The 24369-nt window shown below is 65.6% G+C and carries 29 protein-coding genes and 1 riboswitch; of the genes, 6 read left to right on the top strand and 23 right to left on the bottom strand.

The window, feature by feature from the left end; all coding sequences use genetic code 11:
• Nucleotides 1–389 precede the first annotated feature (389 nt).
• Nucleotides 390–1769 (top strand): HAMP domain-containing sensor histidine kinase, encoded by a 1380-nt coding sequence (locus tag P2G62_RS08880; RefSeq protein ID WP_275734529.1) that lies wholly within the window; start codon nt 390–392, stop codon nt 1767–1769.
• A 35-nt stretch (nt 1770–1804) separates the two neighbouring features.
• Here the strand turns inward: P2G62_RS08880 and P2G62_RS08885 are convergent, their stop codons facing one another.
• From P2G62_RS08885 to irrA, 11 genes are all read right to left on the bottom strand, one after another.
• A complete protein-coding gene (locus tag P2G62_RS08885) occupies nt 1805–2548 on the bottom strand; it encodes an ABC transporter permease (RefSeq protein WP_275734530.1) in 744 nt (247 codons plus the stop codon).
• Nucleotides 2545–3249 (bottom strand): ATP-binding cassette domain-containing protein, encoded by a 705-nt coding sequence (locus P2G62_RS08890; RefSeq protein WP_275734531.1) that lies wholly within the window; start codon nt 3247–3249, stop codon nt 2545–2547. Before P2G62_RS08890 ends, P2G62_RS08885 begins: the two co-directional genes overlap by 4 nt.
• A gap of 43 nt (nt 3250–3292) precedes the next feature.
• Nucleotides 3293–4267, bottom strand: a complete 975-nt coding sequence (locus P2G62_RS08895; protein WP_275734532.1) for an ABC transporter substrate-binding protein — start codon at nt 4265–4267, stop codon at nt 3293–3295.
• Nucleotides 4264–5256 (bottom strand): HesA/MoeB/ThiF family protein, encoded by a 993-nt coding sequence (locus tag P2G62_RS08900; RefSeq protein ID WP_275734533.1) that lies wholly within the window; start codon nt 5254–5256, stop codon nt 4264–4266. Before P2G62_RS08900 ends, P2G62_RS08895 begins: the two co-directional genes overlap by 4 nt.
• Nucleotides 5253–5849 carry a thiamine phosphate synthase gene (locus P2G62_RS08905; RefSeq protein ID WP_275734534.1) on the bottom strand — a complete coding sequence of 199 codons (597 nt, stop codon included), beginning with the start codon at nt 5847–5849 and terminating at the stop codon, nt 5253–5255. Before P2G62_RS08905 ends, P2G62_RS08900 begins: the two co-directional genes overlap by 4 nt.
• On the bottom strand, nt 5846–6610 hold the full coding sequence (locus P2G62_RS08910) for a thiazole synthase (protein WP_275734535.1): 765 nt from the start codon (nt 6608–6610) through the stop codon (nt 5846–5848). Before P2G62_RS08910 ends, P2G62_RS08905 begins: the two co-directional genes overlap by 4 nt.
• Nucleotides 6611–6613: 3 nt before the next feature.
• Nucleotides 6614–6808 carry a sulfur carrier protein ThiS gene (gene thiS / locus P2G62_RS08915; RefSeq protein WP_275734536.1) on the bottom strand — a complete coding sequence of 65 codons (195 nt, stop codon included), beginning with the start codon at nt 6806–6808 and terminating at the stop codon, nt 6614–6616.
• Nucleotides 6805–7788: an FAD-dependent oxidoreductase gene (locus P2G62_RS08920; RefSeq protein WP_275734537.1), complete on the bottom strand. Its 984-nt coding sequence runs from the start codon at nt 7786–7788 to the stop codon at nt 6805–6807. Before P2G62_RS08920 ends, thiS begins: the two co-directional genes overlap by 4 nt.
• On the bottom strand, nt 7785–8588 hold the full coding sequence (gene thiD, locus P2G62_RS08925; RefSeq protein ID WP_275734538.1) for a bifunctional hydroxymethylpyrimidine kinase/phosphomethylpyrimidine kinase: 804 nt from the start codon (nt 8586–8588) through the stop codon (nt 7785–7787). Before thiD ends, P2G62_RS08920 begins: the two co-directional genes overlap by 4 nt.
• A 63-nt stretch (nt 8589–8651) precedes the next feature.
• Nucleotides 8652–8756: riboswitch (TPP riboswitch) on the bottom strand.
• Nucleotides 8757–8862: 106 nt separating this feature from the next.
• Nucleotides 8863–9756: a hypothetical protein gene (locus P2G62_RS08930; protein WP_275734539.1), complete on the bottom strand. Its 894-nt coding sequence runs from the start codon at nt 9754–9756 to the stop codon at nt 8863–8865.
• 243 nt (nt 9757–9999) lie between these two features.
• Nucleotides 10000–10416 (bottom strand): iron response transcriptional regulator IrrA, encoded by a 417-nt coding sequence (gene irrA / locus P2G62_RS08935; RefSeq protein ID WP_275734540.1) that lies wholly within the window; start codon nt 10414–10416, stop codon nt 10000–10002.
• A gap of 184 nt (nt 10417–10600) precedes the next feature.
• Here irrA and fabA point away from each other — a divergent pair, with 184 nt between their 5' ends.
• Genes fabA through P2G62_RS08950 form a run of 3 tightly spaced genes read left to right on the top strand, consistent with a single transcriptional unit; the run spans nt 10601 to nt 13171 of the window.
• Nucleotides 10601–11110 carry a bifunctional 3-hydroxydecanoyl-ACP dehydratase/trans-2-decenoyl-ACP isomerase gene (gene fabA, locus P2G62_RS08940; RefSeq protein WP_275734541.1) on the top strand — a complete coding sequence of 170 codons (510 nt, stop codon included), beginning with the start codon at nt 10601–10603 and terminating at the stop codon, nt 11108–11110.
• A gap of 24 nt (nt 11111–11134) precedes the next feature.
• A complete protein-coding gene (gene fabB / locus P2G62_RS08945) occupies nt 11135–12364 on the top strand; it encodes a beta-ketoacyl-ACP synthase I (protein ID WP_275734542.1) in 1230 nt (409 codons plus the stop codon).
• A gap of 18 nt (nt 12365–12382) precedes the next feature.
• Nucleotides 12383–13171: an SDR family oxidoreductase gene (locus P2G62_RS08950; RefSeq protein ID WP_275734543.1), complete on the top strand. Its 789-nt coding sequence runs from the start codon at nt 12383–12385 to the stop codon at nt 13169–13171.
• A gap of 45 nt (nt 13172–13216) precedes the next feature.
• Here P2G62_RS08950 and P2G62_RS08955 read toward each other — a convergent pair whose 3' ends face one another.
• Entirely contained in the window at nt 13217–13810 is a 594-nt protein-coding gene (locus P2G62_RS08955; RefSeq protein ID WP_275734544.1) for a hypothetical protein, read from the bottom strand.
• A gap of 63 nt (nt 13811–13873) precedes the next feature.
• Here P2G62_RS08955 and P2G62_RS08960 point away from each other — a divergent pair, with 63 nt between their 5' ends.
• Nucleotides 13874–14713, top strand: coding sequence for an alpha/beta hydrolase (locus P2G62_RS08960; protein ID WP_275734545.1), 840 nt, complete (start codon nt 13874–13876; stop codon nt 14711–14713).
• Nucleotides 14714–14786: 73 nt separating this feature from the next.
• Here the strand turns inward: P2G62_RS08960 and P2G62_RS08965 are convergent, their stop codons facing one another.
• A complete protein-coding gene (locus P2G62_RS08965) occupies nt 14787–15404 on the bottom strand; it encodes a 50S ribosomal protein L25/general stress protein Ctc (RefSeq protein WP_275734546.1) in 618 nt (205 codons plus the stop codon).
• Nucleotides 15405–15576: 172 nt separating this feature from the next.
• A complete protein-coding gene (locus tag P2G62_RS08970) occupies nt 15577–16740 on the bottom strand; it encodes an alpha-hydroxy acid oxidase (protein WP_275734547.1) in 1164 nt (387 codons plus the stop codon).
• 116 nt (nt 16741–16856) lie between these two features.
• Between P2G62_RS08970 and P2G62_RS08975 the strand changes: the two genes are divergently transcribed.
• The gene (locus P2G62_RS08975) at nt 16857–17627 is read left to right on the top strand and encodes a ZIP family metal transporter (protein WP_275734548.1); all 771 of its coding nucleotides are present in this window, start codon (nt 16857–16859) and stop codon (nt 17625–17627) included.
• Nucleotides 17628–17667: 40 nt separating this feature from the next.
• Here P2G62_RS08975 and P2G62_RS08980 read toward each other — a convergent pair whose 3' ends face one another.
• The 9 genes from P2G62_RS08980 to hisF form a co-directional block, all read right to left on the bottom strand.
• Nucleotides 17668–18999 (bottom strand): glutamine synthetase family protein, encoded by a 1332-nt coding sequence (locus tag P2G62_RS08980; protein ID WP_275734549.1) that lies wholly within the window; start codon nt 18997–18999, stop codon nt 17668–17670.
• A 3-nt stretch (nt 19000–19002) separates the two neighbouring features.
• Entirely contained in the window at nt 19003–19830 is an 828-nt protein-coding gene (locus tag P2G62_RS08985; protein ID WP_275734550.1) for an ABC transporter permease subunit, read from the bottom strand.
• A complete protein-coding gene (locus P2G62_RS08990) occupies nt 19827–20720 on the bottom strand; it encodes an ABC transporter permease subunit (protein WP_275734551.1) in 894 nt (297 codons plus the stop codon). The genes P2G62_RS08985 and P2G62_RS08990 overlap by 4 nt, the downstream gene beginning before the upstream one ends.
• Nucleotides 20721–20756: 36 nt before the next feature.
• Complete coding sequence (locus P2G62_RS08995; RefSeq protein ID WP_275734552.1) at nt 20757–21473, bottom strand: transporter substrate-binding domain-containing protein; 717 nt, start codon at nt 21471–21473, stop codon at nt 20757–20759.
• Nucleotides 21474–21517: 44 nt separating this feature from the next.
• On the bottom strand, nt 21518–22294 hold the full coding sequence (locus tag P2G62_RS09000; protein ID WP_275734553.1) for an amino acid ABC transporter ATP-binding protein: 777 nt from the start codon (nt 22292–22294) through the stop codon (nt 21518–21520).
• Between the two features lie 136 nt (nt 22295–22430).
• On the bottom strand, nt 22431–22874 hold the full coding sequence (locus tag P2G62_RS09005) for a TerB family tellurite resistance protein (RefSeq protein WP_275734554.1): 444 nt from the start codon (nt 22872–22874) through the stop codon (nt 22431–22433).
• 58 nt (nt 22875–22932) lie between these two features.
• Entirely contained in the window at nt 22933–23232 is a 300-nt protein-coding gene (locus tag P2G62_RS09010; protein WP_275734555.1) for a DUF1330 domain-containing protein, read from the bottom strand.
• Nucleotide 23233: 1 nt separating this feature from the next.
• Nucleotides 23234–23548 carry a phosphoribosyl-ATP diphosphatase gene (locus P2G62_RS09015; RefSeq protein WP_275734556.1) on the bottom strand — a complete coding sequence of 105 codons (315 nt, stop codon included), beginning with the start codon at nt 23546–23548 and terminating at the stop codon, nt 23234–23236.
• Entirely contained in the window at nt 23545–24306 is a 762-nt protein-coding gene (gene hisF / locus P2G62_RS09020) for an imidazole glycerol phosphate synthase subunit HisF (RefSeq protein ID WP_275734557.1), read from the bottom strand. The genes P2G62_RS09015 and hisF overlap by 4 nt, the downstream gene beginning before the upstream one ends.
• Nucleotides 24307–24369 lie beyond the last annotated feature (63 nt).

The following is a 24369-nucleotide window of genomic DNA, read 5'->3' on the forward strand; positions in this document are numbered from 1 at the left end:
TGACTGCATGCCGCGTGAACCCTGGGGCTCGGTTCGACAGCCCCGCTTGCAAGGCTATTACGAACCTGCCCTGCCGCCGTTGCAAGTGACGCAAGGGCATGCAACCGGAGATCCCTGGCCTTGCCCGGGGCCCGTGATCGCGCATGGCGGGTAGTGATCGGCCAAGGCCATCGGCCCGCCCTTGAGGGGGATGTCAGCCGAGAAACCGCCGAAAAACCGGCCGCCGCCCAGCCCCAGATTCCGCGAAACCCAGAATTTCGTTGCGTTTCAAACGACATGCGCAGATGAATACAATTTTGTCATACTTTCGGTGACTATGTGCATTAAGGTGTTTAGATGGTAACGCGCAACAACCTGAGGATGTGAAGGCCGGATCGAGAATCGCCTGGATGGAAGACAGCGCACTCAAAGCAGAATACGCTCGCGAGATCGAGCTTGCCGACGACCTGGAGAAAAACAGGCGCCGGCTTCTGGATTATGCGCATGTCGGACAGCAGCTGTTTGTTCAGCGGGTGGTGATCTACACGACGGCAATCTTCCTGGCCGGGGCGTATTACAGCTGGCGGATGGCGGTGGGGTTCTACTTGCTGCTGGCCCTTTGTGAAACCTACGACGGCTTGGTGTTTCGGGACATCGTCAGGCGTCAGACATGGCGGCAAACGGACATCAGGCGGGCGATGCGCCGCGTTTACACGGGGACGATCCTCAGCGCGGCGACGGTTTCATTCTGCGCCACCTTCGTAGCCCTGCTGCAATCCAGCGAGTCGGGGCATTTCATGCCGATGTTCATGCTGGTTTCCGCAGCCATATTCGCGGCGATGAACAACAACCAGTTCCTGCGCGTGCTGGGAATCCGGCTGTCGATCTACGTTGTCGCCATCATATTTATTCCGCTGAGCGATGTATGGCGCACGCGCGCGCCGCTGTCCTCGGAGGTGTGGCTGCATCTGTTCACGGTGTTGTTCGTGCTCGGGTTTCTTCTGGAACTCGCGCGGAACTTCCTGATCAGCTATTCCAACTCGTTGCAGAACCTCATGGATCTTGAGATGAAGCACGAGCAGACGAAAGCGGCCTACAAGGCCAAGACAGAGTTTCTTTCGACCGTCAGTCACGAGTTGCGCACGCCCATCACCTCGATCAAGGGGGCGCTCGAGATGATCAACGCCGGGGCCTTGGGCGCGGTGCCGGAAAAGATGTCCGTGGCGTTGCAGATCGCGGCCCGCAACACGCGGCGCCTGCAAAGTCTGGTCGAAGACCTGCTGCTGTTGCAAAGCGCCGAGGCCGGGAAGCTGAGCCTGCGGCTGGAAAGGGTGGATGCCGGCAAGTTCATTCAGGAAGTCGCAGAGCGTTTTGCTCCCTATGCCGACAGCAAGGAAGTTGTGCTCCATGTGAATGCGGCGCCTGACAAGCTCTGGTTTGAATGCGACGAAAAGCGGATGGATCAGGTCGTCACCAATCTTCTGTCGAATGCGGCGAAGTTCTCGAACCCCGGGGGCGTGGTCACGGTTTCTGTCCATGACCATGACGATCAGGTTGAAATTTCGGTCGTCGATGAAGGGCTGGGTATTCCGGCGGACACCGGGGATCAGATCTTCGAAGAGTTCAGGCAGCTGGATTCCTCAAGCGCCCGGAATTACCAGGGAACGGGCCTGGGGCTGAGCATCGCCAAACGGATCGTCGAGGCGCATGGCGGCCAGATCGGCTATGAAAGCGAAGTCGGCGTGGGGTCGACCTTTCATGTGCGCCTGAAAAAGGCCCCGGCGCCTTAACCCTGCCTGCGCCGTCAAGGACACCGTGGTTGCGATCATTCGAAGCGGGCGAACAGGCGGCGGGTCAGGGCGCTGATCTGGGCGTGAAAGGCCAGCGCGATCAGCGTCACCACCGCGATGGTGGCAAAGCTCAGATCGGTGCGCATCCGGCCGTTGGCATGGATCATAACCGCCCCCAGCCCGTCAGAGCCGCCGACCCATTCCCCGATGACCGCCCCAACCGGCGCATAGACGGCGGCCAGCCGCAGCCCGCTGCCCAGCATCGGCAGGGCCATCGGAATGCGGATATGCCACATTTCGCGCCAGCCGTTCGCCCCCATGGTGCGGGCCAGATCGCGACAGGCAGGCGCGGTCCGCGTCAGCCCGTCGAAGAACGCCGCCGCCACCGGGAAAAAGCAGATCAGCGCGGTCACCACGATCTTCGGGGCCATGCCGAACCCGAGCCAGAGCGTCAGGATCGGGGCCAGCGCGAAGATCGGGATCACTTGCGAAATCAGCAGCACCGGACGCAAGGCCCGCGCGCAGGGGGCATATCCTGCCATCAGCACCGCCAGCACCGCCCCGCCCGCCGCACCCAGTCCGAAGCCCGCGGTGATCTCGGTGCAGGTGCGCAGCGCCGCCTGCGCCAGCAGCGCCTGATTGGACCAAAGTGCCGCGGCCACCGCACCCGGCCCGGGCAGCAGGAAGGGCGGCAGCCCGGTCGCCACGATCAACCCTTGCCACAGCAGCAGCCCGCCTGCGGCAAGGATCAGGGGCGTCACGATCCTTCGCGTGCTCATGCCCCGGCCCCGGCGATCAGGCGCGACAAGAGCGCGCCCTGACAGGCCAGAACCGCAGGGTCGTCCGGTGGGCGCGGGGCGGGGCTGTCGGGGGCGCGGGCGTCGGACAGCCCGCTTTCGGTCAGCAGGTGGATCTGGTCGGACAGCCGTGCGGCCTCGGCTGGGTCATGGGTGACCATCAGCACGCTGCGCCCCCGTAACAGATCCGCAGCCAGATCCTGCATCGCCAGCCGCATCCGCGCATCAAGGGCCGAGAACGGTTCGTCCAGCAGCACCAGCGCGCGATCCTCCATCAGGGTTCGGGCCAGCGCGACCCGCTGCCGCTGTCCCCCCGACAAGGCGGCGGGATATTTCGCGGCGTGATCGGTCAGCCCGGTGCGCCCGAGGATGGCCTCCAGCCGCGCGGTGTCCGCCGCCTCGCCGCGCAGCCGCGCGCCAAGCGCCGCGTTCTGGCGCACTGTCAACCAGGGCAGAAGGCCGGGGTCTTGCGCCATCAGCGCGACGGGGAGGCGGTTGTCGATCCGGCCTTCGAACTGCCCGCCGATCGGCAGGCCCGCGATCAGCCGCAGCACGGTGGACTTGCCCACCCCCGACGGCCCCAGCAGCGCGGTCCATGTTCCCGCCCGCAGCGTCAGCCGGATCGGCGGGAACAGCGCCTGCCCGCCGATGCGCACCTGCCCCGACAGCACCACGGGCCGCATCATGCCCGCCAGAGGCCGAAGCAGCGGCCGCAGTCGGCGCCACTCATTCCGCCGCCCCCGGGTCCAGCGCCAGTTGCGACACCGGCAGAACCGTGTCGATCAGCCCGGCCTCGTGCAGGAACGCCTCGAACCGCGCATAGCGGCCATGGTCCAGTGCCGCAGGACTGTGGGCAAAGCGCGGCAGCGTGTCGGCCCAGGCCTGGGTGTTCAGCGCGTCGCCCAAATCGGGCGCGGTGGCGGCAAAGCTGCGGAAGGCCGCGTCGGGGTGGTTCACCAGATACTGCGTGCCACGCTCGACCGCAGCCAGAAAGCGGCGGATGCGGTCGCGCGCGGGGTTTGCCGGATCGGCAAGGCTGTCGGCATTGGCCACGAAGATCAGCTCGTCATAGGCGGGCAGGCCGGCCTCTTCGGGGAAGAAACAGCGCCAGTCGCCCCCCGCCAGCCGCATCTGCGTCAGTTCGAAATTGCGAAACGCGCCGATCACCGCATCCACCTGCCCGGTCATCAGCGCGGGGGTGAGCGACCAGTTCACATTGACCATCTCGACATCGGCCATCGTCAGCCCGGCACTGCGCAGCATCGCCTCCATCATCGCGCCTTCGATGCCGGACACCGAATAGCCGATCTTGCGGCCCTTCAGATCGGACAGGTTTTGCACCGGGCCCTTGGCATCGACCATCAGACAGTTGAGCGGCGTGGCCACCAGCGTGCCCACCCGCCGCAGCGGCAGGCCTTCATGCACCTGCAGATGCAGTTGCGGCTGATAGCTGATCGCCAGATCGGCGCGCCCGGCGGCCACCAGTTTGGGCGGCTCGGCCGGATCGGCGGGGGCGATGATCTCGACATCCAGCCCCTCGTCGGCAAAGAAGCCCTGTTCCTGCGCCAGAATGATCGGCGCGTGATCGGGGTTCACATACCAGTCAAGCATCAGCGTCAGCTTGTCTTGCGCCTGCGCCTGCGCGGGCAGGGCAAGGGTCAGCGCGGCGGCAAGGGTCGCGGCGAGGCGGGGGAATGTCATCGGATGTCTCCTGCAGAAATAAAGGGGGTGTCGGCCAGAAGGGCGATGTCGCCCGGCCAATGGGGGCGCAGCCGGTCCGCCGCGCGCCAGGCGCGCAGCCCGGATTGGCAGACAAACACCGCCCGGTGGCCGGCCGTGGGGCGGGGGTTGTGCGGGCCGATCTGCTCGATCGGCAGGCGCAGGGCGGCGGGGGTGACGGGGACGGGGGCTTCGCCCCTGTCGCGCAGCTCGATCACCAGATCCGTCGCGCACAGGTCGGATTTCGCGATAAATCGGTGCGGCGTGCCTTCGGGTTCGGGCGCGCTGTCGAAGCGGAAGCTGGCCGTGCGCGCGCCGGCCATGTTATAGCGCACAAGCTGCCCCAGCGGCGCGGGCGCAAGACCGATCAGCAACGCCAGCGCCATCTGCGCCTGCAGCAGGCCGAACATCCCCACCACCGGCCCCAGCACGCCCGCGCTGGCGCAGGTGGCCTGGGTGTCGGGCAGGTCGGGGAATACCGCGCGCAGGCTGGGCGCGCCGCCGCAGAACCCGCCGACATAGCCCGCAAGCCCCAGCACAGAGGCCGAAATCAGTGGTTTGCGCAGGCTTAGGCAGGTGTCCGACAGGGTATAGCTGACCGCGAAACTGTCGGCGCAATCCAGCACCAGATCGGCCGCGGCGACCAGATCGGGCGCGGTGGCCGGGGTCAGCCATTCGACGTGGGGCACGACCTGCACATCGGGATTGAGCGCGCGCACGAAGGCGGCGGCAGCCGTTGCCTTGGGCTGGCCCGCGCAGGGGCCATAGATCGGCTGGCGGTGCAGGTTCGACAGCTCGACCCGGTCGGGGTCGACCACGGTCAGCCGCCCGATCCCCGCACCCGCCAGATATTGCACCACCGGCACGCCCAAGCCCCCGGCCCCCACCACCAGCACATGCGCCGCAGCGATCCGCGCCTGCCCGCTGGCGCCGACCTCGGGCAGGATCGTTTGGCGCGCATAGCGGCTCATGCGGTCACCCGCAGCCAGTCGCGCACCCGCGCTTCGGGGTCGGGGGCAAGGGTGATGTCGGTCACGGCCGAGACCACATCGGCGCCCGCGGCAAAGGCCTGTTGCGCGCGGTCGACCCGCAGCCCGCCGATGGCGATCAGGGGGACGCCCCCGATCCGCGCCTTCCATTCGGTCAGTTTTTCGACCCCCTGCTGATGCCATTTCATCTGCTTGAGGATCGTGGGCCAGACCGGGCCAAGCGCGATGTAATCGGGGTGTAGCGCCAGCGCGCGGGTCAACTCTGCCTCGTCATGGGTGGACAGGCCAAGCTTCAGCCCCGCCGCGCGGATCGCGCCCAGATCGGCGGTATCCAGATCCTCTTGCCCCAGATGCAGCCAGTCGCAGCCTTCCTCGATCGCCAGTTGCCAGTGGTCGTTCACCACCAGAATGGCCCCGGCGGCGCGGCACAGATCGCGCGCGCGGCGGATCTCGGCGCGCAGTTCGGGCAGGGGGCGGTCCTTGATCCGCAGCTGCACCAGTTTTACCCCCAGGGCCAACATCCGCGCGATCCAGTCGGCGCTGTCGAAGATCGGGTAGAAACGCGGCAAGCTCATGTCAGAAACGCCTTTCCGATCAGCGGGGTCGAGGGGGCGGCCATGTCGCGCGGTTCCATCGGGTCGGCGAGATAGGCCTCGCGCCCGGCGTCGATTGCGCGCGCCATTGCCCGCGCCATGGCTGCCGGATCGCCGGCCCTGGCGACGGCGGTGTTCAGAAGCACGGCGTCGAAGCCCAGTTCCATCGCCTGCGCGGCATGGCTGGGCAGGCCGATCCCGGCATCCACCACCAGCGGCACATCGGGAAACTGCGCGCGCAGGCTGCGCAGCCCGAAGGGATTGTTCAGCCCCCGGCCCGAACCGATCGGCGCGCCCCAGGGCATCAGCACCTGACAGCCCGCGTCCAGAAGCCGTCCACAGATGGTCAGATCCTCGGTGCAATAGGGAAAGACCTCGAACCCCTCGGCGGTCAGGATGCGCGCGGCCTCGATCAGGGCCACGACATCGGGCTGCAGCGTGTCGGTGTGGCCGATCACTTCCAGCTTGATCCAGGGCGTGCCGAACAGCTCTCGTGCCATATGGGCGGTGGTCACCGCCTCTTTCACCGTATGGCAGCCCGCGGTGTTTGGCAGGACGCGCGGGCCAAGACCCGCGATCAGATCCCAGAAGGCCTGCCCGCCGCCCTGTTCGCGGCGCAGGCTGACCGTGGCGATACCCGCCCCCGAGGCGCGGAACGCCTGCGCCATGATCGCGGGCGACGGATATTGCGCCGTGCCCAGCATCAGCGCGCTGGACACCTCGACCCCGTAGAATACCGGCATCGCTCAGCCTCCCTGCATCGGGGCGACAACTTCGATCCGGTCGCCTTCAATTACCGGGGTCGTTGCGCGCAGGGGAACGGGGACGAAATCGCCGTTGCGGGCGGTGGCGACCTTCTGGCCGAAGCCCTGCTCGGTCAGCAGGTCGGCAAGGGTGGCGGCGGCGGTCTGTCGCGCCGCGCCGTTGAGGGTGATGTTCATGCGCTGACCTCGTCCATGAAAGCAGGGGTGATGCCGGTTTCCAGATGATCGGCGGCCATCGCGGCCACCGCGGGCGCCAGCAGGAAACCGTGCCGATAAAGCCCGTTGGCATACAGCGTCGCGCCGCGCCGCCGCAGCCGGGGCAGGTTGTCGGGAAAGGCCGGGCGCGCATCGGCGCCGGTTTCCAGCACCTCGGCCTCGCCAAAAGCCGGGTGCAGCGCATAGGCGGCCGACAGCAATTCCAGCACCGAGCGTGCCGTGACAATGCCGCGCCGGTCGCTTTCGATCATCGTGGCGCCCAGCATGAAGATGCCGTCGCCGCGCGGCACGATATACAGCGGGATGCGCGGATGCAGCAGCCGCACAGGACGCGAGAGCGTGACATCGGGGCAGCGCAGCACCAGCATTTCGCCGCGCACGCCGCGCAGGTCGGTCAGCGCATCGCGGGCCGCAAGGCCGCGCGCGTCGATCTGCACGGCGGGGGCCGGGGACGGGGGCGCGCGGTGGAAGGCCACATCCCGGGCCCGCAACCCGTCGCGCAGGGCGGTCAGGGCGGCGCGGGGGGACAGGTGCGCCTCGTCCTCGAAAAACAGCCCGGCACTGAAACGGCCGGCCAGGTCCGGCTCCAACGCGGCGATGCCCGCGGCATCCAGCGGCCGGTGGCCCCGGCTGCGGCGGGCGAAGCGGGCCAGTTCGCCCTGATCGCGCGCGAGTGCCAGTACCAGCGTGCCATTGCGCCGGACCGTGCCGGTGTGGCGATCCCACCAGTCGATTGCGCCAAGGCCCAGCCGCTCGACCGGTTCTTCGGCGGATTCGCGTTCGCAATAGGGGGCGAGCATGCCGCCCGCCCACCAGGAACAGCCATGCGGGCCGGGCGTGGGTTCGGGGTCGACCAGTTCGACGGGGTGGCCGCGTGTGGCCAGTTCGGTCGCGATGGCCAGGCCCATGACGCCCGCGCCCAGAATGCGGAAGGGTTTCATGCCGTGTCCCCCCAAAACTGATGGAAATGATGCACGGGCCCGTGGCCGGACCCGACCTGCAGGCGGTCGGCGGCGGCAATGGCGCCTTGCAGGTAGCGATGCGCGCGGGTCACGGCCTCGGGCACGCTTTGGCCCTGCGCCAGCCCGGCGGCGATCGCGGCCGACAGCGTGCACCCCGTGCCATGCGTGTTGCGGGTGGCGCGGCGCGGCGCGGTCAGATCCAGCCGCGCAGGGCCCAGCAACAGATCGGTGCAGGTAGTCCCCGGCGCATGGCCGCCCTTCATCAGCACCCAACTTGGCCCCAGAGCGCGCAGCAACTGGCCCTGCACTTCGCGGCTGGCGATGTCGGTGGCGGCGGGCTGATCCAGCAGTTCGGCCGCCTCGGGGATGTTGGGGGTCAGCACGGTTGCCAGCGGCAGCAATTCGTCCCGCAGCGCGGCAATCGCCTCGGCCGCCAGCAGCCGGTCGCCCGATTTCGCCACCATCACCGGATCAAGGACCACCGGCAGATCGCGCCCGCCCAGCCCTTCGGCCACCACGCGGATCACTTGCGGATCGCCCTGCATCCCGATCTTGACCGCGTCCACCGCCAGATCGTCGAATACCGCCTCGATCTGGGCGCGCACGATGGCGGGCGGCAGGGCTAGAACGGCGGTGACGGCGCGGGTGTTCTGCGCGGTGATCGCGGTCAGGACGCTGGCGCCATAGCTGCCCTGCGCGGAAAATGTCTTGAGATCTGCCTGAATCCCGGCGCCACCGCCGCTGTCAGACCCCGCGATGGTCAATGCAATTGCTGTCACGTCGCCCCCATATCGACCGACAGACGGATTCGGGGGCTTGGGCACGGCAGAAGGCTGCCATGCTTCACTGCGCTACCCGTTCCCTCCGCCGGTATTAACCGGATCAGGTTCGATGGGTTGGCTGCCGCCTCTCAGCCCCGGTCGCCCGGGGCACCCCAACGAGTAAGTGCGGCTACCTTAGGGGCCGGCGGGGGGATCGGCAAGGGGGCAAGAACGGGGCGCCGGAATGCAAAAGGCCGCCCGAAGGCGGCCTGTCGCGTCAGTTTCGAAGGGCTCAGAACTTCCAGCCGAGCGAGATGTCCCACACCCCATCGTCGACGTTGTCGCCATCGAAATAGCCCAGCTGCGCATAGGCGCCGCTCCAGAAATTGTAATCGGCGCTGACGCCGTAAAGCGTGGTCGAAGCGACGTCCAGAACGGTCGCGGTGACTTCAAGCTGCGGCATGACCTTGTAGGAACCCCACAGCATGACGGCGGTGTCATCGAAATAGGAATCGTCGCCATTGCTGAGCCCAAGGCCGACCGAATAGAGATCGGTCTCGACGCCGCCTTCGGCGTGCACCAGCGTGCCGTTAGCCGACTCGCCGTCAAAATGCTCCACGCTGCCCGAAGCGAACCACATGCCTTGGGTATAGGTCGCGCCAAAGCCGAAGACGTCCACGTCCTCTTCGTCCGAGAAGCGGTGATAGGAGGCGCTGGCCTTCACGGCGCCGAAATCGCCATCATAGCGCAGGCCGATCGGGGTTTCGTCCGACTGCAGGTAGGCAACGTCCACCAGACCGTCGGTCAGGATGCCCGCTTCGAGCGAGAAGAACCGCGAACCGCCGATGTCGGGAACGCGGGTATGGTCCTTGAGGGCCGAGCGCGGAACACCGAAGCTGAACTTGTGGTTGCCGGTGGTGTAGGTCAGCGCGCCATAGAGCGCGGCTTCCGAGGTGTCTTCGAAATCAAGGCCGAACAGGCCGAAATCGAAGCCAAAGCCGCTTGCACCCGGGGCAACGCTGATGTCGAAGTCGCCGATGATGCCCGACGCGTCTTCGCCATCCGAGGTCAGGTATTCGTATTCGATATAGCCCTTGCCGGTGACGCCTTCGGGCAGAGATTGTGCCGAAGCCATGGCCGGGACGCCGAGCGCTGCGAGAGCGAAGAGAAAGTGCTTCGTGTTCATGGTGGATCTCTTTCTTGTAACAAATTTGATCCCACTCTAGCCGGAAAAACGGCGTTTTCCGAGGGGAAGTGCAGGGGGGCGGGAATTTCTGCGCGCGCTGTTGCTCTTGCCCCACACGCCGCCGTGATCGAATTGCGGCGATCGGGCCACGGCGCGGTGGGGTGGATATGCAAAGGCCGGGCTGGGGCCCGGCCAGACATGTGCGATTTCGCAGGAATGATTTGGGCGGGAAGCCCGCGCCGATCAGACCTTGCGGACGCGGATCACCACGTCGACGCGGGTCACCTCGGCGCCGGGGGGCGCCTTGGGAATTCGGGCCAGTTCCAGTTCCTCGGCGGGGGCGTCGGAAATCCGGTTCTCGCCCTCCCAGAAGAAATGCGGGTGATCGTCCATCCGGGTGTCGAAATAGGATCGCGTCGCGTCGACGGTGATTTCGTGCATCAGGCCGGCATCGCAGAACGCGCGCAGCGTGTTGTATACGGTGGCCAGCGACACGCGTTCGCCCGCGTCATGCGCCGCGGCATAAAGCCCCTCGGCCGTCACATGGCGGTTCATGCCGTCGCCGATCAGAAGGGATGCCAAAGAAAGGCGTTGGCGCGTCGGGCGCAAACCCCCATCGGCGAGCCATTTCTGGCCACGTTCCATCTCAAGTTCAGTCATCGCTTTGCGTCTCCCTGTGACATTATATGCGCGGCCAGTGCCTTATTTCAATGGCTTTCCCGGATCAGAGCCTTGAAAGGCGGCGTCGGGTGTTTCGCGGGGTCGCAGGGGGCTGCGGGCCTTGCACGCGCGCGGGTGCGGGTGTTAGAGGGGGAGGACAGACCACTGGGGGGGACACAGGCCGATGACGGGCTTTCCGACGAGCTTCGACCGGGACGATCTTTTGAAATGCGCACGCGGCGAGCTGTTCGGGCCGGGCAATGCCCAGTTGCCGGCGCCGCCGATGCTGATGATGGACCGCATCACCGAAATCTCGGGCGATGGGGGCCTGCATGGCAAGGGCCATGTCGTGGCCGAATTCGACATCACCCCGGACCTGTGGTTCTTTGAATGCCATTTCCCCGGCAACCCGATCATGCCGGGCTGTCTGGGGCTTGATGGGTTGTGGCAGCTGACCGGGTTCAACCTGGGCTGGCGCGGCTGGCAGGGGCGCGGCTATGCGCTGGGCGTGGGCGAGGTCAAGCTGACCGGCATGGTGCGCCCCGACCGCAAGATGCTGACCTACAAGGTCGATTTCACCAAGGCGATCCAGACCCGCCGCCTGACCATGGGTGTTGCCGACGGTATCGTCGAAGCCGATGGTGAGGTGATTTACATCGTCAAGGATATGAAGGTCGCTCTCTCCGAGAGCTGATTCAACCCAACACAGGAGGCCCCCATGCGGCGCGTCGTCATCACCGGCCTGGGCATCATCTCGCCCATCGGCAACAATGCGGCAGAAGTCTCGGACAGTCTGCGTGCGGGCCGTTCGGGGATCGTTTCCGCCCCCGAATATGCAGAGCGGGGCTTCCGCAGCCAGATCCACGGCATGCCGCAGATCGTGCTGGAAGATCATATCGACAAGCGCAACCTGCGCTTCATGGGGCCGGGTGCGGCCTATAACTTCCTGGCGATGGAACAGGCGATCGCCGACAGCGGCCTGGAAGAAAGCGACATTTCCAACCCGCGCACCGGGCTGATCATGGGCTCGGGCGGTCCGTCGACCTCGAACTTCTTCGAGGCGCACCGGATCACGCTGGAAAAGGGCAGCCCCAAGCGGATGGGCCCGTTTATGGTGACGCGCTGCATGTCGTCGACCAATTCGGCCTGCCTGGCGACGCCGTTCAAGATCAAGGGCGTGAACTATTCGATCACCTCGGCCTGCTCGACCAGCGCGCATTGCATCGGCAACGCGGCCGAGCTGATCCAGATGGGCAAGCAGGACGTGATCTTCGCCGGCGGTGGCGAGGAACTCGACTGGACGCTGTCGTGCCTGTTCGACGCGATGGGTGCGATGTCGTCGAAATACAACGACACCCCCACCACCGCGAGCCGCGCCTTCGATGCGACGCGGGACGGGTTTGTCATTGCGGGCGGCGGCGGCGTGGTGGTTCTGGAAGAACTGGAACATGCCAAGGCGCGCGGCGCGAAAATCTATGCCGAACTGACCGGCTATGGCGCGACCTCGGATGGTTATGACATGGTGGCCCCCTCGGGCGAGGGCGGCGAACGCTCGATGCGGCTGGCGGTCTCGACCCTGGGCGAAGGCCGCAAGGTCAGCTATATCAACGCGCATGGCACCTCGACGGTGGCGGGCGACGTGACCGAGGTCGAGGCCGTGCGCCGCGTCTTCGGCGAGGGCAACGTGCCGCCGATCTCGTCCACGAAATCGCTGACCGGGCACAGCCTGGGCGCGACGGGCGTGCATGAGGCGATCTACTGCCTGCTGATGATGGAAGGCAAATTCATCACCGCTTCGGCCAATATCACCCAACTCGACCCGGCGATCCGCCCCGAGGAAATCTGCACCGAGCTGCGTGAGAATGTCGAATTCGACTCGGTTCTGTCGAACAGCTTCGGGTTTGGCGGCACCAACGCGACGCTGCTGATGAGCAAATATCTGGACTGAGTTGGTCAGGGAAATCACATGGCTGATCTGATGAAGGGCAAGCGCGGGCTTGTCATGGGTGTGGCGAACGAACGCTCGATCGCCTGGGGGATCGCCTCGGCGCTGGCTGCGGAGGGGGCCGAACTGGCCTTCTCCTATCAGGGGGAAGCGTTTGGCAAGCGCGTTGCCCCGCTGGCGGCCTCGGTGGGTTCGGATATCCTGGTCGATGTCGATGTGAACGACGACGCGAGCCTTGATGCGGCCTTCGCGCAGCTCAAGGAAAAATGGGGGACGATGGATTTCCTGATCCACGCCATCGCCTATTCCGACAAGAACGAGCTGACGGGCCGGTTCATCAACACCTCGCGCGATAACTTCAAGAACAGCCTGGCGATCAGCTGCTACAGCTTCATCGACGTGGCGCGCCGCGCGTCCGAAATGATGCCCGACGGCGGCAGCCTGATTACGCTGACCTATGGCGGATCGAACCGCGTCACGCCGTTCTACAACGTGATGGGCGTGGCCAAGGCGGCGCTGGAAAGCGCCGTGCGCTATCTGGCCAACGATCTGGGCCCGCAGCAGGTGCGCGTGAACGCGATCAGCCCCGGCCCGATGAAGACGCTGGCAGGGGCGGCCATCGGCGGTGCGCGCAAGACCTATCGCCACACCGAGGCCAACGCGCCCTTGCGCCAGAACGCCACGCTGGAGGCGGTGGGCGGCACCGCGGTCTGGCTGTGTTCGGATTACGGCAATTGCACCACGGGCGAGGTCGTGACGGTCGATTGCGGCTATCACGTCCTGGGCATGCCGCAGCCCGAAAACATCTGAGATCACCGGATCGGGGCGCCTTCGGGCGCCCTTTTCGCTTGCGCCTCAGTCGTCTTTCCGGGGGCGCAGTTCGCGCCGCAGCCGCGCCCATTTTTCCTGATATTCCTCGGCATTGCCGAAATCGCAGAATTCGCCGTAATAGGCATGCGCACCCTTCACCCGGCGCGCGTGTTTGATCGGGCACCAGTATTTCTCGGTCCGGGCCGAGACTTCGCGGACATAGGAAATCACCCCGTTGCCATAGCCGCAATAGATGCAGTTCAGCTTCTGGATCGCGTTCAGATAGCCCAGATTGTGGCGGTCGATGACGATATGGTCGCGGCGGCGGACCTTTTCGATGTGATAGATCGGAAAACAGATCGCTTGATAAATCGTCACGAACAGGTCCAGCAGGACAAAGGGAATGACCACCGCATAGATCACGGGCGCGGTCAGAATGACCATCAGGCGGGTGCGGCGCAAAAACAGCCACAGACGCACGCGGGCGGCGCGATGGGCGTCGCGCACGCCTTCCTCGAACACGATCCGGCCACGCTCGATCCGGTAGCGCATTGTCTCGCGACGGGCGGCCCATTCCTGTTCGATCTGGTCTTCCAGTTCGTTCAGCCGGGCCTGCAGTTTTTCGAGCGTCTCGGGCATGGCGTTCTCCTGTCGAGCCAGTATGATCGCAACCGCGATGCCGTGCCAGAGGGAGAGAGACGGATGCAACTACAATATTTCACCGCGGCCGATGGCGCGAAACTGGCCTATCGCGACCGGGGCGCGGGGCCTGTTGTGATCGCGCTGGCGGGGCTGACGCGCAACAGCCATGACTTCGATTATCTGATGCATCACATGCCCGAGGGCGTTCGGGTGATCCGCCCCGATTACCGCGGGCGGGGCGAAAGCGCCTGGACCGGCGCCGAGACCTATACGGTTCCGCAGGAAGCCGCCGATGTGCTGGCACTGATGGATCATCTGGGGATCGCCCGGGCGGCGTTTCTGGGCACCTCGCGCGGCGGGCTGATTGCGATGTATCTGGCTGCGGTGGCGCATGACCGGGTGGCCGGGATCTGCCTGAACGATGTGGGGCCGGTGCTGGAGGCCGAGGGTCTGCAGCGGATCTTCGATTATGTCGGGCGCAACCCGGTGGCGCGCACGCTTGAGGGGGTCGCCGATCGGCTGCCGATGGTGATGCCGGGCTTCGCCAATGTGCCCGAAAGCCGTTGGGCCGAAGAGGCGGTGCGCCACTACGTCCAGACCGACGAAGGCGTGAAGATCAACTACGATCCGGCGCTGCGCGAGGCCTTCCTGGGCGCCTTCAAGGGTGATGCGGTGCCGACCGCCTGGCCGCTGTTCGACGCCTGTGCCGGGCTGCCGCTGGCCCTGATCCGGGGGGCGAATTCGGATCTGCTGAGCGCCGCCTCGGCCGCGGAAATGCGCGCGCGTCGGCCCGACATGATCTTTGCCGAAGTGCCCGACCGCGCACATGTTCCGTTTCTGGATGAACCTGAATCGGTGGCGGCGATCACCGCCTGGCTCGATCAGGCGGCGCGCGCATAACCGCCAGCAGGGCCCCAATGCAAAACGCCGGACCCGAGGGCCCGGCGTTTCGTCATTCCGACAGCAGCGAAGATTATTCCTCGGCCGCGGCCTCGGCTTCTTCGTTGTCGCTCGAGCGCAGGCCCGAGGGCGCCGCGATGTTGGCGATCACGAAGTTGCGGTCGATGGTCGGACGCGCGCCTTCCGGCAGGGTGATGTCGTTGATGTGGATCACATCGCCGATCTGCTTGCCGGTCAGGTCCACGGTGATGTGGTCCGGGATGTCGCCAGCCAGAACTTCCAGTTCGACCTCGGGGCGCACCACGGTCAGCGTGCCGCCGCGTTTCAGGCCCGGCGCCGCTTCGTGGTTTTCGAAGGTGACGTGGATGAACAGGTTGATGCGCGAGGCGCGGTGGGTGCGCATGAAGTCGATATGCGTCGGCAGATCCTTCACAACGTCTTTCTGAACGCCGCGGCAGATCACGCGCACGTCTTCCTGGCCTTCAACCTTCAGGTTGAACAGGGTCGACATGAAGCGGCCCTTGCGCAGGCGGGTCAGCAGCTTGTTGTAGTCGAAGTTCAGCGCGACCGGCTCTTTGCCGTCGCCATAGACGATACCGGGCACCATGCCCTCACGGCGTGCTGCGCGAGCGGCCCCCTTGCCCGTCCCCGTGCGCACCGTGGCTTCGAGAGTTTCGATCTCTTTGGCCATTGTTATCTCCAATTGGTCAAGTTGCGGGCCCCCTCCAAGGGTGTGGGCCCATGAAGGTGCGCGCATACGCGGGAATCGGGAAAAAGGCAAGCAGTTCCGGCGCTGCGATGCGGGGGCGCGGGGATTTGAGTATTTTTGCCAAAAAGAAGCCAGGCCCGGGCCCCGGGGGCGTTCAGCTATACGCGTCGAAGAACCCGTTCGGCACCAGCAGGTTTTCGCGTTTGAGGTCCTGCACCCGGCGTTCGCCGCACAGCGCCATCGAGGTATCCAGCTCTTTCTGGATGATCTCCAGCGCGCGGGTCACGCCCGGCTCGCCCATCGCGCCCAGCCCGTAGACGAAGGCGCGGCCGATCATCACGCCCTTGGCGCCCAGGGCCAGCGCCTTGAGCACGTCCTGCCCCGAGCGGATGCCGCTGTCCAGCCAGACCTCGGTTCTGTCGCCCACGGCCTGCACGATCGAGGGAAGCATGCGGATCGAGCTGAGCGCGCCATCCAGCTGCCGCCCGCCGTGGTTCGACACCACGATCGCATCGGCGCCGACCTGCGCGGCCATTTCGGCATCTTCGGGGGACAGGATGCCCTTCAGGATCACCTTGCCGCCCCACATGTCCATCAGCTTCTTGATCCGGTCCCAGTTCAGCGCCTGATCGAATTTCTCGGCGGTCCAGCTGTTCAGCGAGGCAGGGTCGGCCACGCTGTCCACATGGCCCACGATATTGCCGAAGAAGCGGCGCTTGGTCTGCAGCATCTCGATGCCCCAGCGCCATTTCGTCGCCAGATCCAGCATCACCGGCACGGTGAATTTCGGCGGCGCGGTCAGGCCGTTCTTCAGATCCTTGTGGCGCTGTCCCAGCAGTTGCAGATCGACCGTGATGACCAGCGCCGAACAGCCCGCTGCGCGGGCGCGTTGCAGCACCTTCACGTTGAAATCATCGTCCGTCAGCGTGTAGATCTGAAACCAGAACGGCGCGTCGGTATTGTCGGCCACATCCTCGATCGAGCAGATCGACATCGTCGACAGGGTGAAGGGCACGCCGAATTTCGCCGCCGCCCGTGCCGCCTTGATCTCACCATCGGCGCGCTGCATGCCGGTCAGCCCCACCGGCGCCAGCGCCACCGGCATCGCCACATCCTGCCCCAGCATGGTCGAGCGGGTCGTGCGCCCGGTCATGTCCACCGCGACCCGTTGATTGAGCCGGATCTGCGCGAAATCGGTCGTGTTCTCGCGGAAGGTCTGCTCGGTATACGACCCGCTTTCGGCGTAATCGTAGAACATTTTCGGCGTGCGTTTGCGGTGCAGGCGCTTGAGATCGTCGATGCAGGTGATGACGGGCATTGCAGTCCCTCCGATTTGGTTAGTTTCTGTTACCAATTCATGCAAAACTGCGCAACCTTTGCTTTGTGCTTGCCAAGTGCTGCGGGCTTGTGTCGAGTGCGCGGACAGGAGGCGCGATGCAGGATATTCTTTACGGAGTGGGCGGCGGTTTTGTCGCGGCGGCGGCCACGGCGGCAGGGGCGATCCCGGCGCTGATCGGGCGGTCCATGACGCAGCGCACCGCCGACACGATGCTGGGGTTCGCGGCGGGTGTGATGCTGTCGGCGTCCTATTTCTCGCTGATCCTGCCCGGGATCGACGTGGCCGAGGCGATGTTCGGTTCGCTCTGGATCGCGGCGATGGTGGCGGCGGTGGGGATCGCACTTGGGGCGGGCTTCGTCGCATGGCTGAACGCGGTGCTGCCGCACGAGCATTTCCTGACCGGGCGCGAAGGCGGCGATGCGGCGGCACTGGCGCGGATCTGGCTGTTCGTGCTGGCGATCACCATTCACAACTTCCCCGAGGGCCTGTCGATCGGCGTGGCCTTCGGGGCTGACCGCGCAAACGGCTTGTCGGTGATGACCGGGATTTCCCTGCAGGACATTCCCGAGGGGCTGGCCGTGGCTGTGGCGCTGGTCGGGCAGGGCTACACCCGTCGCCGTGCCTTTCTGGTGACCATGGCAACGGGTCTTGTGGAACCCGTGGGCGCCTTGCTTGGCGCGACGGCGGTGTCGGTTTCGTCGGCGCTGCTGCCCTGGGGGCTGACCTTCGCGGCGGGCGCGATGCTCTATATCATCAGCCATGAAATCCTGCCCGAAACCCATCGCAACGGGCATCAGAACCGCGCGACGGCGGGGCTGATCTTTGGCCTGATCCTGATGATGTTCCTGGACGTGACGCTGGGCTGAGCGGGGCGGGCTGACGGGGCAGGGGCCCCGCCCGCCTCGATCAGACGGTATCCAGATACAGTTCCGATTGTTCCTGATCGGACAGCTCGGCCATGTAGTGAATTTCCTGCCGCTTGGTCATCAGGAAATTCTCGACAATCTCGTCGTCGAAGATCCGCCGCACCAGCGGACACATCGAAAAGGTTTCAATCGCGCGGTGCCAGGTCGGCGGCAACTGGTCAAGGTTCTGCGCATAGGCGTTGCCCTTGAGCGGTTCATCCGGGATCATCCGATCCTCGATCCCGATCAGCGCGGCGCCCAGAATGGCGGCGATCATCAGATAGGGGTTCACATCGCCCCCCGCCACGCGATGTTCGATCCGGCGCGCGGCATTGCCCGAACTGGGCACCCGCAGCGCGGCCGTGCGGTTTTCATAGGCCCAACCGATGCCGGTTGGCGCATGCGCATTGGGCACCAGCCGGTCATAGCTGTTTTCATGCGGCGCGAAGATCAGCGTCGATCCGGGCAATGCGGCCAGACACCCCGCCACCGCCTGACGCAGCGCGTCAGACCCCTGCGGCGTGCCGTCGTTGAAGATATTCTCGCCCGCCGCGTCGAGCACGGAAAAATGCGTGTGCATCCCGTTGCCGGCCCACATGTCATAGGGTTTCGCCATGAAGCTGGCGGCAAATCCGTGACGGCGCGCCAGCCCCTTGACCAGCATCTTGAACAGCCAGGTGTCATCGGCGGCCTTCAGCGGGTCGGCCTGATGCATCAGGTTGATTTCGAACTGGCCGGGCCCGGCCTCGGAAATCGCGGTATCGGCGGGGATGTCCATTGCCTCGCAGGCGTCATAGAGCGCGGTGAAAAAGGCATCAAACGCATCAAGGGCGCGCAGCGACAGCGTTTCGCCCCCGGTGCGGCGTTTGCCCGAACGGGGCGAGGGCGGCACCCGCAATCGCGACCCGGAATCGTCGATCAGGAAGAACTCCAGCTCGGTTGCGACAACCGGGGTCAGACCGCGCGCCTTGTAACGATCCAGCACCCGGGCCAGCGCCTGGCGCGGATCGCCGGCATAGGGGCGACCGTCCATGTGGAACATCCAGATCGGCAACAGCGCGGTCGGCGCCTCCAGCCAGGGCATCGGCAGGAAACCGCGTTCGGTGGGCATCAACAAACCGTCGCAATCGCCGGTCTCGAACACCAGCGGGCTGTCTTCGATATCCTCGCCCCAGATGTCGAGGTTCATCACCGAAAACGGAAACCGGGTGCCTTCGGTGAAGACCTTGCTTGCGAAGCGCGCGGGAATGCGTTTGCCGCGCGCCACCCCGTTCAGATCAGCCGCCGCCACGCGAATGGTGCGCACCTCGGGGTGTTCTTTCAGCCAGTCCATGTCTCACCTGATGATTTGCGGCCTGATCCTCAGGCGCGGGCGGTGAGCCTGCGGCAGATGGCGGTTCAGGCGGCGGTTGACCACCCCGAACAGACCGATCAGCGCCAGCGTGACGCAGATGAAATAGAAGGCAGCGATCGGGTAGGGGATGAAGGGGTTGAAGGTCTTGTCGGCGAAAAACTTCGCGTAATACAGCGCATCGCCGCGTTGCTGATAGGCCGGAAAGCCCGAGAAGAAGACCAGCGTCGTGGCGTGGAACAGGAAGATCGCCTCGTTCGTATAGGCGGGCCAGGCCAGCCGCAGCATGGTGGGCCACAGCACGCGGCGGAACTTGTTCCAGCCGGTCAGCCCGTAGGCATCGGCGGCCTCGATATCGCCCTTGGGCACCGAGCGCAGCGCGCCGTAGAAGATTTCGGCCGAATAGGCGGCGGTGTTCAGGAACAGCACGAACAGTGCGCCCGCCCAGGCCGAGGTCACCCAGCTGGTCTGCACCGTCAGCCCGAAGATGTTGATGCCCGCGCGCGGCAACATCACCAGCGCCTCATAGGCCAGGAAGAACTGGATGAACAACGGCGAGCCGCGGAAGACGAAGATGAACCATTCCGCAGGTTTGCGGATCAAGGGCGCCTCGGCGGCCTTGGCCAGCGCCAGCCCGGTCGCCAGAAAGAAGCCGAAGGCCAGCGCCAGAACGCCGAAATAGATGTTCCAGATCAGGCCAGAGCCGATCAGCGTGAACTGGTGGCACAGCGTGAAGTCGCTGCGCGGCAACAGCCGTTCGCCAATGCCCAGCGAGCGCAGGCCATAATCGGCGATGATTTCGGTGCAGCTCATGCGCCTGCCTCCCCGGCCAGTTTACGCTGCGCCTCGCCCGCCATCGTGGCCTGACCGCGCGACAGCCGTGTCGTCAGACGGCCCAGCACGACCTCTGAGACGCGGGTCATCGCCAGGTAGAAACACAGCAGCCCCAGGAAATACCACACGCGCCAGTCTGGGTGCGGATAGGCATAGATCTGCGATTTGGTCGAGCCGAGTTCGCGCGCCCAATAAACGATGTCCTCGACCCCCAGCAGGAACAGCAGCGGCGTGGCCTTGATCAGGATCATCCACAGGTTCGACAGCCCGGGCAGGGCGTAGGTCCACATCTGCGGGATCAGGATGCGGCGGCTGACCTGGCGCGGGGTCATGCCGTAGGCCTCGGCGGTTTCCAGCTGCGCGCGCGGCACGGCATTCATCGCGCCAAACAGGACATTGGCGGCAAAGGCGCCGAAGACGATTGAAAACGCCACCACGGCCAGGGTGAAGCCGTAAGCCTCGTGCCAGATCTGCGGGCTCGTGGACAGCGGCAGCTTGGCCGCGGCGCACACGTTGAATTCGCCATTGGCCCAGACAGGTTCACCCGTCGGCGGGCATTTCCACAAATGGCGCAGGTATTCGAACCCCTGATCCAGCGCGACCGGAACGAACAGGAAAAACACGATGTCGGGCACGCCGCGCACCATCGCCGTATAGCCCTTGCCCAGCCAGCGCAGCGGCGCGACCGGGCTGCGCGCCGCCAGGGCGCCAGCAAAGCCGAAGGCCAGTGCGACGGGGGCGGTAATCAGCATCAGGGCCAGAACCACGAAGAACGAGCCGTAGAACAGCATGTGCTTGCCCGAGGTCAGGTAGCACAGGAGCCAGCTCAGGCCCTCGAGTTGGGAAGGATCGGCGCAGCTTGCGAACATGGGGGTCGGGCGGCCCCGAAAGGCCGCCCCCTGTCATCAGAACGTGGCGGCTTCGTCGCCGAACCATTTCGTGATCATCGTATTGAGCGTGCCGTCGGCCTTCATCTCGGTGATCACCGCGTCGAACTTGGCTTTCAGCTCGGTGTCGGATTTGCGCAGGCCCATGCCGACGCCGCCGCCCAGCGGCACATCCGCGCCCGCCCAGACCATTTCACCGCCTTCGGTGACGAAGGGCGCCAGCGCGTCCTTGTCGGCAAACACTGCGTCGGCCTCGCCGTTCTTCACCGCCGCGACGGTATCGTCGAGCGTGGCGAATTCCAGCAGCGTGGCGCCCGACTTGGCGACGTAATCGGCCTGGATCGTGCCGACCTGCGCGGCGACCACGCCCTGAAGATCCGCGTCAGCCTTCATCGCCATGTAGGACGAGGCCGCCGGGGGGATGTAGTTCTGGGTGAAGTCGATGGTTTCTTTGCGCTCATCGGTGATGCTCATGCCCGCGATGATCGTGTCGTAGTTGCCCGACAGCAGGTTCGGGATGATGCTGTCCCATTCGTTGGTGACCCATTCGCAGGTCAGCCCGGCCTTGGCGCACATCGTGTCGCCCAGCTCGCGCTCGAACCCGTCGACTTCCCCCTTGTCGTTGATGAAGTTGTAGGGAGGGTAGGCGCCTTCGGTGCCCATGCGCACCGTTTCAGCCATGGCAAAACCGCTGCAAAGCGCCAGCGCCGCGGTGGTCAGGATCAGCTTTTTCATAGTCTCAACTCCACTGTTGAAGATCGTGTTTTTGGTTTTCGGATTCAGGCCGGCGCGGTGGCCGACAGGAATTGTTGCAGCCGTTCCGATTTCGGCGCGCCGAACAGCGCCTCGGGCGGGCCTTCTTCCTCGATCTTGCCCTGATGCAGGAAGATGACGTGATCGGACACATCGGCCGCCAGCCGCATGTCGTGGGTCACCAGGATCATCGTGCGATGCTCGCCCGCCAGATCCTTGATGACCTTGACCACCTCTTGCTGCAATTCGGGGTCAAGCGCCGAGGTCGGTTCGTCGAACAGCAGCGCCTCGGGCTGCATGCACAGCGCGCGCGCGATGGCGGCGCGCTGTTGCTGGCCGCCGGACAGTTGCGCGGGCCAGTTGTCGGCCTTGTCGCCGATGCCCACCTTGTCCAGCAGGCTGCGTGCCAGCGCCTCGACCTGCGCCGCGGGGCGGCCCAGCACGGTGACCGGCGCTTCCATCACGTTTTGCAGGATGGTCATGTGCGACCACAGATTGAATTGCTGGAACACCATCGACAGGTTGGTGCGGAACCGCGTCACCTGCGCACGATCGGCTGGATGGCGCCGCAGGCCTTCGCCCGCCCATTTGACGGCCTCTCCCTCGAACAGAATTTCGCCTTGCTGACTGTCTTCCAGCAGGTTGCAGCAGCGCAGGAGCGTGGATTTGCCCGACCCGGACGACCCGATGAGCGAGATCACCTGCCCGCGTTCGGCGCGGATGGAGACGCCCTTGAGGACCTCCAGCTGGCCATAGCTTTTGTGCAGGTTGCGAATTTCGATGACGGGCGCGGGATCGGTCACTTTGGGCTTCTCTTTGTCCGGTTGGTCAAGTTGGCGCGATTTTCGGGGGGAATGCAACGGGCGAGTGACGGCTGACGCAGGGGGATGCGCCAAAAAGACAGGCAGGCGGCGTGATTTTACGCGGGCGCCGGGAAAATCAGCCGCGCTGTGTCTGCACCCTTTGCCGCGCCAGCGCCGAATCACGGTCGTTGATGCCCAGCAGATTGGCCGCCAGCCGGATCAGCGCCTCTTCCTCGGCCTCGCGCGATCCGTCGGCCAGGGCGACCTCCCACATCGCCTCGATCACGCTGATCCGGTTTTCATGCGGGACCCGGTCCTTCAGCGCGCGGGTGAAGCGCACCGTGTCGGGGGCCTCGGCCTCCACCTCTTCGGCACGCTGGCGCAGGGCTTCGGCCTGCGCGGGGCTCAGGTCCCCGCGTGTGGCCAGGATACGGTCGATGCGCGCCTTTTCGGCTGCGTCGAAATGATGATCGGCGCGCGCCAGCCGCACCAGAAGCGCCGCCAGCGCCAGTTCGGCGTCATCGGCGGTCAGCGGTTCGGGTTGCGGGGCTGCAAGCAGCGAAAGGAGCGCTTTGATCATGGTCGCAATGTAATGTCAGTGCCAGAGGGGACAAGGGCGCGCGCGCCCCTGCGCGGGGTCAGCCGGCCCAGCCTTCGACGATGCACAGATCGGCGATCGAGACCGGGGTGCGCAGGCTCATCGCGTGCTGATATTCGGGGCTCAGATAGCAGGCGTGGGCGGCTTCGATGCTGGGAAATTCGATCACCACGGCGCGCGGGCGCAGATCGCCCTCGACCACCTCTTGCGGGCCGCCGCGCACCAGAAAGCGCCCGCCGTATTTGTCGAAGGCCGCCGCATTGGCCACGCGATAGGCCTGATAGGCCTGCGGGTCGTCGACGGTCACATGGCCGATCCAGTAACCTTTGGGCGTGCTCATCTCAGGCCCCCCGCGCGGCTTTTTCCGCAATCCCCGACGTGCCCATGCGGCGGTCGAGTTCGGCCAGAACATCGGCCAGCGCCACATCGCGCGCGGCCAGCATCACCAGCAGGTGATAGAGCACATCGGCGGCCTCGTAGGTCAGGTTCTCGCGGTCGTTTTTCACCGCCGCGATGATCGCCTCGATCGCCTCTTCGCCGAATTTCTCGGCGCATTTTTCCGGGCCCTTGGCAAAGAGTTTCGCGGTCCAGCTGCTGTCCGGGTCGGCGGATTTGCGCGCCGCGATGGTGGCGGCGAGGGTGTCGAGCGTGCTCATGTCAGCCTCACGGGGATGCCGGCGGCGGCCATATGGGCCTTGGCCTCGCCGATGGTGAATTCGCCGAAATGGAAGATCGAGGCGGCCAGAACCGCGCTGGCGCCGCCGAGGGTGACGCCCTCGACCAGGTGGTCGAGCGTGCCGACCCCGCCCGAGGCGATGACCGGGATGCTGACCGCATCGGAAATCGCGCGGGTCAGCGGCAGGTTGAACCCCGCGCGGGTGCCGTCGCGGTCCATCGAGGTCAGCAGGATCTCTCCCGCGCCCTTGGCGGCGACGGTGCGGGCAAATTCCACCGCGTCGATGCCGGTCGATTTGCGCCCGCCATGGGTGAAGATTTCCCAGCGGCCGGGTTCGACCGTCTTCGCGTCGATCGCCACCACGATGCACTGGCTGCCGAAACGGTCGGCGGCCTCGGCCACGACATCGGGGTTGGCCACGGCGGCAGAGTTGAAGCTGACCTTGTCGGCGCCGGCCAGCAGCAGCTTGCGCACGTCTTCGTGGCTGCGCACGCCGCCGCCCACGGTCAGCGGCATGAAGCACTGCTCGGCGGTGCGGGTGACCAGATCGAACATCGTGCCGCGGTTTTCATGGGTGGCGTGGATGTCGAGGAAACACAACTCGTCCGCGCCCGCCGCGTCATAGGCCTTGGCGGCCTCGACCGGGTCGCCCGCGTCGATCAGGTTGACGAAGTTCACGCCTTTCACCACGCGGCCATCGGCCACGTCGAGGCAGGGGATGATCCGGGTTTTCAGCATGGGCAGCGGGCTCCTTTGGCGCAGTCATAACGCCCGGGGCGCGGGATGGAAAGCGCAGAGCGG

The organism is Paenirhodobacter sp. CAU 1674, from assembly GCF_029222945.1.
Classification (GTDB): Bacteria; Pseudomonadota; Alphaproteobacteria; order Rhodobacterales; family Rhodobacteraceae; genus Rhodobacter.